This window comes from Acidocella sp. C78 (assembly GCF_907164655.1).
Genome location: NZ_CAJQZK010000116.1, coordinates 51,890 through 62,264, shown reverse-complemented (window position 1 = coordinate 62,264; position 10,375 = coordinate 51,890). Strand labels below are relative to the sequence as shown.

At 60.1% G+C, this 10,375-nt stretch carries 8 protein-coding genes and 3 pseudogenes; 5 read left to right on the top strand and 6 right to left on the bottom strand.

What is annotated here, in order from left to right:
- Nucleotides 1-28 precede the first annotated feature (28 nt).
- The 4 genes and pseudogenes from fmt to ACIDOCELLA78_RS92060 all read left to right on the top strand — a co-directional run bounded on the left by fmt (nt 29) and on the right by ACIDOCELLA78_RS92060 (nt 2,998).
- Nucleotides 29-931: pseudogene (gene fmt, locus ACIDOCELLA78_RS92075) on the top strand (methionyl-tRNA formyltransferase).
- Nucleotides 928-1,692, top strand: a pseudogene (gene truA, locus ACIDOCELLA78_RS92070) (tRNA pseudouridine(38-40) synthase TruA). Before fmt ends, truA begins: the two co-directional pseudogenes overlap by 4 nt.
- A gap of 94 nt (nt 1,693-1,786) precedes the next feature.
- Nucleotides 1,787-2,325 (top strand): annotated as a pseudogene (infC, locus tag ACIDOCELLA78_RS92065) (translation initiation factor IF-3).
- A gap of 16 nt (nt 2,326-2,341) precedes the next feature.
- On the top strand, nt 2,342-2,998 hold the full coding sequence (locus tag ACIDOCELLA78_RS92060; protein WP_249676228.1) for a hypothetical protein: 657 nt from the start codon (nt 2,342-2,344) through the stop codon (nt 2,996-2,998).
- Here the strand turns inward: ACIDOCELLA78_RS92060 and ACIDOCELLA78_RS92055 are convergent.
- The 6 genes from ACIDOCELLA78_RS92055 to ACIDOCELLA78_RS92030 all read right to left on the bottom strand — a co-directional run bounded on the left by ACIDOCELLA78_RS92055 (nt 2,965) and on the right by ACIDOCELLA78_RS92030 (nt 8,005).
- Nucleotides 2,965-3,768, bottom strand: a complete 804-nt coding sequence (locus ACIDOCELLA78_RS92055; RefSeq protein WP_201729185.1) for an exodeoxyribonuclease III — start codon at nt 3,766-3,768, stop codon at nt 2,965-2,967. The two genes, ACIDOCELLA78_RS92060 and ACIDOCELLA78_RS92055, sit on opposite strands and share 34 nt — an antisense overlap.
- Complete coding sequence (locus tag ACIDOCELLA78_RS92050; RefSeq protein WP_201729184.1) at nt 3,765-4,448, bottom strand: fumarylacetoacetate hydrolase family protein; 684 nt, start codon at nt 4,446-4,448, stop codon at nt 3,765-3,767. The genes ACIDOCELLA78_RS92055 and ACIDOCELLA78_RS92050 overlap by 4 nt, the downstream gene beginning before the upstream one ends.
- A 66-nt stretch (nt 4,449-4,514) precedes the next feature.
- Nucleotides 4,515-5,270, bottom strand: a complete 756-nt coding sequence (locus tag ACIDOCELLA78_RS92045; protein WP_201729183.1) for a gamma-glutamyl-gamma-aminobutyrate hydrolase family protein — start codon at nt 5,268-5,270, stop codon at nt 4,515-4,517.
- A gap of 91 nt (nt 5,271-5,361) precedes the next feature.
- The gene (locus ACIDOCELLA78_RS92040; protein ID WP_201729182.1) at nt 5,362-5,982 is read right to left on the bottom strand and encodes an outer membrane lipoprotein carrier protein LolA; all 621 of its coding nucleotides are present in this window, start codon (nt 5,980-5,982) and stop codon (nt 5,362-5,364) included.
- Between the two features lie 18 nt (nt 5,983-6,000).
- Complete coding sequence (locus ACIDOCELLA78_RS92035; protein ID WP_201729181.1) at nt 6,001-6,390, bottom strand: MarR family transcriptional regulator; 390 nt, start codon at nt 6,388-6,390, stop codon at nt 6,001-6,003.
- A gap of 223 nt (nt 6,391-6,613) precedes the next feature.
- Nucleotides 6,614-8,005, bottom strand: a complete 1,392-nt coding sequence (locus ACIDOCELLA78_RS92030) for a M17 family metallopeptidase (RefSeq protein WP_201729180.1) — start codon at nt 8,003-8,005, stop codon at nt 6,614-6,616.
- A 382-nt stretch (nt 8,006-8,387) separates the two neighbouring features.
- Here ACIDOCELLA78_RS92030 and uvrC point away from each other — a divergent pair, with 382 nt between their 5' ends.
- Nucleotides 8,388-10,292, top strand: coding sequence for an excinuclease ABC subunit UvrC (uvrC, locus tag ACIDOCELLA78_RS92025; protein ID WP_201729179.1), 1,905 nt, complete (start codon nt 8,388-8,390; stop codon nt 10,290-10,292).
- The last annotated feature ends 83 nt before the right edge of the window (nt 10,293-10,375 follow it).

Genomic DNA, 10,375 nt, shown 5'->3' with positions numbered 1-10,375 from the left:
AAAAGGCGGCCCGAAAGCCGGCGCGCTGATGCGTCTGGTCTTCATGGGCTCGCCGGGATTTGCGGTTCCGGCGCTGAAGGCGCTGCATGGCGCAGGCATGACGTGGTTGCGGTCTATTGCCAGCCGCCGCGCCGGTTGGCGAGGGCATCGAATTCACAAATGCCCCGTTCACGAGGCGGCCGACGGGCTCGGTCTGTCGGTTCGGACGCCGGAACGTCTGCGTCGCGACGATGCCGAAAGAGCCTATTTCCGCAGCCTTGATCTCGATGTTGCCGTTGTTGCCGCGTATGGGCAGATGCTGCCCCCGGACATGCTGGCGACACCCGGCGCGGCTGTATCAATATCCACGCCAGCCTGTTGCCGCGCTGGCGTGGCGCTGCACCGATCCATGCCGCAGTGCTGGCGGGTGACGCACAGACCGGCGTCACCATCATGCAGATGGACGAGGGGCTGGATACCGGTGCGATGCTTCTGGCCGAGTCGCTGCCGATCGGTCCGAACGATACAACGGCGGATCTGCATGACAGGCTCGCTGCCCTTGGCGCCAATCTGATTCTCAAGGCTCTGCAAGCGGATTGCATTCCGGTCCCACAGCCTGAAACAGGGGCGACCTATGCCCCCAAACTGTCGAAGGCGGATGCCGTGATCGACTGGTCCGAGCCGGCGGAAGCGATTCTGCGGCGAATTCGGGCCTTCCAGCCCTGGCCGGGGTACGGAGACCCGCCTGGACGGCGAGACGCTCAAGATCATGTGGGCGCACGCGGCAGCGGGACATGGCGAACCGGGAACGGTGCTTGATGATCACCTGACCATTGCCTGCGGCGAGGCCGCGATCCGGCCGACACTGGTGCAACGCGCAGGACGCGCCGCCATGCCCGCAGAGGCGTTTCTGCGTGGTCATCCAGTTGGCATCGGGACGCGTCTCGGGTGACGCGCTGGGCGCTTCGGCTTGAATATGACGGCAGGGACTTGTTGGCTGGCAGCGCCAGGAGAACGGGCTGTCGGTGCAGGAGGTTCTGGAGACGGCCGCGTCTCGGTTGTGTGGTGGTGTTGTGCCGGAAAGCGTTGTCGCCGGTCGCACGGATGCGGGGGTGCATGCCGCCGGTCAGGTCGCCGCTCTTGAACTGCCGGACCCGTTCGACGCGCGGGCGGTTCGGGAGGCGTTGAATTTCCACATGAAACCGCATCCGGTGGTGGTGCTTGCAGCCGCGCGGGTTCCATCGGCGGACTGGAGCCCGCGCTTTTCGGCGACCGGGCGCTCGTATCGCTACCTGATCCTCAACGATACGCCCGCCCAGCCTTGCAGGAGGGCTTCGTCTGGCATGTGAAGGCGCCGCTCGATGTGCCGGCGATGCACCAGCGGCCCAGTCCCTCCTGGGTCGCCATGATTTCACCAGTTTCCGGGCCAGCGCCTGTCAGGCGACGTCGCCGCTGCGTACGCTCGATCGGCTCGACGTCGTGCGGAATGGTGACTTGGTGGTGATCGAGGCGGATGCGCGCAGCTTTCTTCATCACCAGGTGCGGAACATGGTCGGCACGCTCAAGTTGGTCGGCGACGGGCGCTGGCCGGTCGCCCGCGTGGCCGAGGCTCTTGCCGCGCGCGATCGTGCCGCGGCCGGGCCGACCGCGCCGGCAGATGGTTTGTCTCTCATCGCGGTCCACTACGCGGCCGATCCATTCATGCCGAACTGACGGGCAGGGCGCTTGTTCTGTTGCTTTGGCGGCCCGATATCGTCTAGAGCGATAAGGCTGCAGTTATATTTGTCCACAATGACAGGAGACCGACATAGCCAGACTACCTGCTCCGCCGAGCCCGCCAAACCGCGAAGGCCCGCGCGTGAATGAGATATTCGTGTCCCTCAGGTTCGCCTCATCGACCAGGAGGGCGAAATGCTCGGTGTCATGAGCACGAGAGAGGCGCAGCGCCGCGCCGGCGAGGTTGGGCTTGATCTTGTCGAGATCAGCCCGAACGCCGATCCGCCAGTCTGTAAACTGCTCGATTATGGCAAATTCAAATACGAGCAGCAGAAGAAGAAAAATGAGGCGCGCAAGAAGCAGAAAGTGATCGAGATCAAAGAGATCAAGGTCCGCCCAAATATCGACGAAAACGATTATCAGGTGAAACTGCGCGCCATGAAGAGCTTCATTGGCGAAGGCGATAAGGTTAAGGTCACCCTACGCTTTCGCGGACGTGAAATGGCCCATCAGGAACTCGGTGTCAAAGTGCTGGAACGTATCCGTATTGACATGGAGACCGACACCAAGGTCGAACAGATGCCGAAGATGGAAAACCGGCAGATGATCATGGTGCTCAGCCCGCGCTGAGCACCCGTTCCACATCATGCTGGCATTCGTGACGGGGCTCACCGCGGAAGCCAGCCTCCTGCGCGATATGGGGGTACGGGTCGTTGTTGGTGGCGGAACACCGGAGGGCGCGCTTCACGCCGCGCAATCTCTTGTGCAGGACAAGCGGGTTTCGGCGGTCATCAGTTTCGGCCTGGCGGGCGGACTGGATCCAGGCCTTGCGGCGGGGGATCTTCTCGTCCCGGGACGAATACTGGATGGGCACGGCGCGATTTTTCCTTGTGACGATGAGCTCGCTGAGATGTTCGGCGGTGTGACTGTCGGCGCCATGATCGGTGGCGGGCAGGTCGCTGTGACGCCTGAGGCCAAGATGACGCTTTATGCGTCGACTGGGGCCTCCGCGATCGATCTTGAGTCTGCGGCCGTTGCGGGCGTCGCTTTGGCAAATGGCTTGAAATTTGCCGTCTTGCGGGCTGTTGCCGATCCGGCCGGGCGGCATCTGCCTCCGGCGGCTCTGCTTGCGCTTGGCGCGGATGGCCGTATCGCCGTCGGTAGGGTGATGCAGAGCGTGTTGCGCCAACCCGCACAGATACCGCATCTGCTCTCACTCGCGCGCGAGGCCGCGGCTGCGCGGCGCACCCTGCAACGCGCATTGCAGGGCTACAGATCGAGGGTCAGCGCCACCGGAACGTGATCGGAGCCACGTTCCCAATCCCGCGCGTCCTGAAGAATGATGTGCCGGGTCAGGCAGCCGGACAGGTCTGCCGAGACCCAGATGTGATCGAGGCGGCGGCCGCGGTTGGAGGCTCTCCAGTCCCGGTTCCGATAAGACCACCATGTGTAAAGCTTCTGATCATCCGGCACGAAATGCCGGATGGCATCGATGAAGCCTTCGCGTCGCCAGGCGTTCAGCCCCTCGGTTTCCGGAGGGGTATGACTGACGACGCCAAGCAATTGCTTGTGGCTCCAGACATCGTGTTCCAGAGGTGCGATGTTCAGATCGCCGACCAGCACTGTACGCTGTGGACGGTTGGCCGCGAAATGGTTGCGGGTTTCGGCGATGAAATCCAGCTTGTGGCCATATTTCGGGTTCTGCTCGCGGTCAGGAACGTCGCCACCGGCAGGAACATAAAAATTGTGCACCACAAGTTGTTCCGGCCCGGCGTCGACCCGTGCCGCGAGGTGCCGACAGTCGGATTTCATGCACCAGTCGGGCGTATCGTTGATCGGTTCAAGCGGATGTCGGGAGAGAATGGCGACACCGTTGTAGCCTTTCATGCCGCGCTTCAGCACATGAGGCAGGCCGAGAGCGGCTCCCAGATCATCAGGGAAGAGCTCGTCCGGTACTTTCGTTTCCTGGAGACAGACGATGTCGGGTGTCGCCAGCTCGTTCAGCCGATGCAGCAGATCGCGGCGGAGCCTGACCGAGTTGATATTCCAGGTCGCGATGGTCAGGGCTGTCATGAGAGCGTGAATTCGAGCTGGCCAACCCCGTCGATGATGCCGGCGATACGATCGCCGTGGCTCAGCGGCCCGACCCCGTCTGGCGTTCCCGTGAAGATCAGGTCGCCGGCCCTCAGTTCCACAAGGGTGGAAAGGTAGGCGATGATGTCGGCGACAGGCCATATCATGTCCGACAGATCCCCGTTCTGGCGCTGCTCGCCGTTGACGGCGAGCGAGATGCGGCCCGAGGCGGGGTGCCCAATGCGTGCTGCCGGGGCAATCGGGCCGACCGGTGCCGAATGGTCGAAACCTTTGCTCATGTCCCAAGGGCGGCGAAGCGATTTTGCCTCGTCCTGAAGATCCCGGCGGGTCAGGTCCACGCCGGCGGCATACCCATAGACAGTATTCAAGGTCGCGCTGGACGGGATATCCCTGCCGCCCGAGCCGAGTGCGACAACCAGTTCCATTTCGTGATGAAGATTATTCGTGGCGGTGGGGAAAGGGACGGCATCGCCCACAATGATCGCGTCGGCTGGTTTCGTGAAAAAGAACGGCGGCTCGCGATTCGGGTCTCCGCCCATTTCTCGGGTGTGTGCGGCATAATTGCGCCCGACGCAGAAAATCCGTCGGATGGGAAAAAATCCTCCGCCAATCACAGGCACGGCCGGGGTGGCGGGTGGGGCGATCACGAAGTCGGGCATTTCCGTTTCCTATTTGTCCTGCGAGCGGTTAGAGCACTTTCCGATCCATCCGGATCGGATGATGCTCTAGCTCGTCTTATCCACTGCCGCACCGAAGCTTTCAAATATGCGCCGGGATGCAGCGTCATGCTCGAAATCATATTCGGGGTGCCATTGCACACCGACGAGGTAGCCGGCTGCTGTTCCGGTGACCGCTTCGATGGTGCCGTCGGTTGCGCGCGCTTCGACCAGAAGACCTGGAGCCAACCGGTCAATTCCCTGATTATGAAGGGAATTGACGGAAAGAGACTCGCTTTTGACGATCTGAGCCAGCCTGCCGCCGGAGCGCAAGACGACGTGATGGGCTTTTCCGGTCCTGACCGGGGCATGCGGTTGCATGGGCGTCGAATGGTCGATCTTGCCCGGCAGGTCTTGCAGACGTTGATGCAGGGTACCACCGAGAGCGACGTTCAGTTCCTGCAGCCCTCGGCAAATCGCCAGAACCGGCAGGCCCCGTTCGATGGCGCCGCGCACCAGGGGTAGTGTTACGAGATCCCGCTCGGGATCTTCGGGCGCGTCTTCGGGCGGTTGCGGCGGTCCGCCATAGAACACGGCGGCAACGTTGCTGCGGCTGCCAGTCAGGATAAGTCCATCGAGCCTTTCCAGCAGCGTATCGATATGGGCGCGATCGCCGTTTGCTGGAATGAGCAGGGGCATTCCCCCGACCACGAGATCAACGGCGCGGATATAGGTGTCCGATGCGGCGTGATTGACCATGCCGAAGACGCCAAAGAGCTTGCGGCAGCAGGAAATGCCGATCAGTTTTGATGAACGGGAGATCATGACTGGTTTGTCGCAAATCCGGCGCGCCCTGTCAGCACCGGTCTCTGGACTGCCAGAGTTGCAGGCATAATGTCAGCCGCACTGCAGGAAATCAGTTCGAGTTGAAGCCAGGGATGAACTCGAATGTTTTGTCGGGGAAGGGGGCGGCTTTTTTAAGGTCATACAGGCTAACCTGAGTAATGCGACCCTGAGCGTCGGTGATCCGCCATTGCCGCAGTTCAATCGGATTGGTGGAGAATACGAGCGTGATATGACCTTGGGATTCCTTCCCGACCCTGGCCAAGGTGACCTGGATTTCACCGGGCGGGGTCGTCACTCGCAGCAGCTTCACGTCGCCGTCAAAGCGAATGTGTTTCGCGAGCAGAATCCCGAGTGGCGTCGATGCCAGTGGGATGTTGCTTGTCTGGTTTAACTCTGGATCATGGTAAACGAGCAAACCAAATCCAGCAACCAAAAGTTGTGGATTTGGCTTGTCGTACTGGAAACGCATTTTGCCGGGCCGCTGGACGATCGCCGTTCCCGTGCGAACTGACCCGTCGGGGCCAACCTGCATGAAGCGGGCGGTTACTGTTTTCAGTCCGTTCAGATAGGACAGTACTTCTGCAAGAATTTTTTGCGTATGTTCCGGTAATGCTGCCGCTGCGCGCGCCTTAACGCCGGAGGCACCGAGAAAGGCGACAGCAAAGCCTAATAGCCCGCGCCGATCGATCATCTAATTCCACTCTTCCATTCAGTTGGGAGCCGCCGAACAGCTATTGGTTTGCTCTGAATGCCTTGTTTCGTCCATTGCCAATTCACTCATCACGGCACGGATATCCCGCAAAAAGGCTGACCCCTTGGTTGTCCGCTGGACCAGCACGCTCCGGCGATCGGCTGGATCGACCTTCCGGCGGGCGAGGTCAAGGTCGGACAGCCTGTCCAGGGCACGCGTGATTGCCGGCTTTGAAACATTCAACTGGCTCGCGAGACCGCGCACGGTGTGCGCGTCGTCATCGAGATAGCAGGTGAGAAACACGCCGAGCTGGCGGGCCGATAGATCAACGCCTTCGCGCCTGACGAGAGCTACAATCGTATCACGGAAAATCTCCACCAGCCCCTCTGAATCCATGCGTTGTCCCATGACACAATCTCCTTCCGGCCACCCGGCATACTGATCACCAGAAGATACTGGCTTTGCAACATCTGGATTGAACTTTCGTGACGAAAGATCACCTCCATATTCGCCAGCTTTCCAGCAGGATAACCCAAGGTCAAGTGTGGATGCCGCGCTTCATTCTCAAGACATTGAAACATGAAAACATTGCAATTCCGTTGCTATATATTATTTGTCTACCCAAAAATTATTAAGATCGTTCGCTAACCGATATACTGGACAAATATTCGATCGCCCCAACAGTCGCGATCAAGGATTGGGCCTCTCCCCCTTCTGGTTTTCCTGGCGTTGTTGTGTCGTTCCACGCATAGGTGTCGATATGCGCCCAAGCTGTGCCTGCGGGGACAAAGCGTTGAAGGAAGAGAGCCGCTACGATTGCGCCGGAGAATGGTTTCGACGCGACCGAATTCATGTCGGCAATTTTGCTGTCCAGCCACGACTCGTAGCCATGCCAAAGGGGCAGCCGCCATAAAGGATCATGCAAAGCGGTGCCGGAGGCGATCAAGGCATCTGCCAGCCTGTCGTCATTCGCGAAAAGCGCAGGCAATTCGGGCCCGAGCGCAACGCGCGCAGCGCCCGTCAGGGTCGCAAAATCGATCAGCCAATCCGGTTTCGCGCCCGCCGCATCGGTTAGGAGATCCGCGAGGACCAGCCGGCCCTCGGCATCGGTGTTCCCAACTTCCACTGTAAGTCCTGCTCGTGTGTGCAGCACGTCGAGCGGACGCATCGCGTGCCCGGAAACACTATTTTCAACGCACCCGATCCGCACTTCGAGTCGAACGGGGAGGTCAAGCGCCATGATGGCCTGCGCCACGCCCAGAGCTATGGCGGCGCCGCCCATATCCTTTTTCATGCGCAGCATCGCCGAACTGGGCTTCAGATCGTAGCCGCCCGAGTCGAAACATACGCCCTTGCCACAAAGGGAGATCAGGGGAAGCGCCGGGTTCTCCCCCCAACTGAATTGCAGGATTTCCGGCTTGCGTTCCGACCCGGCGCCCACGGCGTTGAGGGCGGGATAGCCGCTCGCGAGTTCGGCGCCGCCGATCCGCCTCGACCGCGCTCCATGACGCGCCGCCAGCGCTTCGCCCGCGTCGGCCAGTTCCTTGGGCCCCAGATGATTGGCTGGCGTATTCACCAAGTCCCGGGTGAAACAAACGGCCTCGGCAAGGTGCTTTGCCCGGTCGGGTGCGTTCTGGACAAGAATTCGTGGCAGTTTCGCCGCTGGCTTGCGGAACCGGTCGAACCGGTATGCGCCAAGGGTGATGCCGAGATATGCCTCGCCGGGATCATAGTGTCCCGGCAAGAGGGTCCAGTCGGCGCTGCTCGGCAGTTGCTTGGGAAGATCGCCAAAAGTTGATGGATCCGGATGGTCACCAAGCCCCAGAACGGCTAGCGATATCCCGCTCTGGCCCGGCAGTAGCACGACGGATGCGGCCTTTGCCGAAAATTCCTTCATGCGCAGATACGACGCGGCCGGTTCGTCCAAGCCGCCGAGGAAGCTTTCGATGTCCTCGGGTCTCAGAGCATGGACCGGCAGGCTTGCGCGTGGCGCCGTATCTGGCGAACTGGGATGTGCGGTCATATGAAGCTCCTCGAGGGGCAACGAGATGTCATGGTGTCACTGTCGATAATCGGGATTTTACCGCGGTTTGGATGCGAACCCTTCGGATGGCCGTCTGCCCCGAATGGCATGATATCATTTCATACGTCGAAAAATCAGTGAATGGCCGCGTCTTAAGTTGTCCACGCTGGCAGTTGAGGCGGATCGGTTTCGTGCAAGTGTTTACGGGGGCTCGACATGTGGCGATCGATTGAAAGAATAAATTTTAATATCAAATACTTATAGGCGTGGTCCTGACTTGACTTAAAATTCCTCGGCCGACTTGACTATCGCTTTGGGTCTAGAGTCTTCGAATTCGTTCACAGAGTTATCCACAGTCTCGCTGCGATGACAGGCTAGCATAATGCATGATCCTCAAACGCCCCCTAGAGGGGTCGATATCATTGCGGCCGCTCTTGGGTCGATGCCGGCGGCGCCGGGCGTCTATCGGATGCTCGATCGGGGCGGAGATGCTCTTTATGTGGGCAAGGCGCGCAGCCTGAAAAAACGCGTCACCACCTATACCCAGGTCGCTCGGTTGCCCGAACGGCTGCGGCGCATGGTTTCCGAGACCGCGAGCATTGAGATCATCACGACGCACACCGAGGCAGAGGCTCTGCTTCTCGAAGCAAATCTCATCAAGAAACTGCGGCCGAAGTTCAACATTCTTCTCCGCGACGACAAATCCTATCCGTGGTTGATGATTACCGAGGACGGGGATTTCCCCCAGCTTACCAAGCATCGCGGCGCTCAGACACGAAAGGGGCGATATTGGGGGCCGTTCGCCTCCGCGTGGTCTGTGAACCAGACGATCCAGGCGCTGCAGCGGGTGTTTCTGCTTCGTACATGCGCAGACTCCGTTTTCATCAACCGGTCCCGGCCCTGCCTGCTCTATCAGATCAAACGATGCTCTGCTCCCTGTGTCGGGCGCATAGATGCGCAAGCCTACGGTATGCTGGTGCGCCAGGCGAGCGATTTTCTCTCTGGCCGCGCCGGTACGGTTCAGCGCGATCTTGCCGCCGAAATGCAGGCCGCATCTGACTCCATGGAATATGAGCGGGCCGCTGCGATCCGGGACCGAATTCGCGGACTCGCACACATAAGCGGGGGAGATGTGATCAACCCCGAGACAGTCGTGGATGCCGATGTCATTGCGATCCATCAGGCGGCGGGCCAGTCATGTGTGCAGGTCTTTTTCATCCGTGGCGGAAGAAATTACGGAAATCGAAGTTTCTTTCCCGCGCATGCCCAGGGAGCCGCCGCGGGTGATGTCATCGGGGCGTTTGTCAGCCAGTTCTATGACGACAAGGTTCCGCCCCCTCTCATCCTGCTCAATACCGCTGTCGCCCAGGCTGGGCTGCTGAGGGACGCTCTCAGCCTCAAGGCTGGGCATAAAGTCGATATGGCTGTCCCCCAGCGCGGGGAAAAGCGGCAAGTTGTCGAACACGCGGCCACCAACGCCCGCGAGGCGCTGGAACGAAAGCTTGCCGAATCTGCCGGTCAGGAAAAGCTCCTGTCCGCCACGGCTTCGTTGTTCGGGCTTGAGGCTTCGCCGCAACGCATCGAGATCTACGACAATTCGCACATCATGGGCACAAATGCCTATGGCGTGATGGTCGTTGCCGGGCCCGAAGGGTTCGTGAAGCCTGCCTATCGGCGTTTCTCCATCAAGGGGCCCATTACGCCAGGCGATGATTTCGCCATGATGCGGGAAGTTCTGACCCGCCGTTTCGCGCGTGCGCAGGCAGAGGACCCTCGGCGAGAGGAAGGGGCCTGGCCTGACCTGGTTGTCATCGATGGCGGCCAGGGGCAGCTTTCGTCCGCGCGGGCAGTTTTGGACGAACTGGGTATTGACGACATTTCGCTTGTGGCGATTGCCAAGGGGCCGGACAGGGATGCCGGGCGCGAGTGGTTTCACTTGCCGGACCGTGCTCCGTTTCAACTGCCGCCGCGCGATCCCGTGCTGTATTTTCTGCAGAGGCTGAGAGACGAGGCGCATCGTTACGCAATCACGACCCATAGGGCCGGGAGGAGCCGCAAGATCACGACCAGCGAACTTGACGGCATTCCAGGCATTGGTGCCGCCCGCAAACGCGCGTTGCTCAATCATTTCGGATCGGCAAGAGGGGTGCGCCAGGCGGGGCTGAAAGATCTCGAGGCGGTAGCGGGAATCAATCGGGCCACGGCGCGTATCATCTATGGATATTTTAACCCGGATGCCCAAGTGCCTGACGCCGCCCTCCGGGAGAATAAAATTAACAAAGTATAAAATTTATATAGACTCAACTTAAAGTTTAACGTATATACAACCTTAAGGAGAAATCATCCGTTCGGCTGAACCGTGAGGAGCAA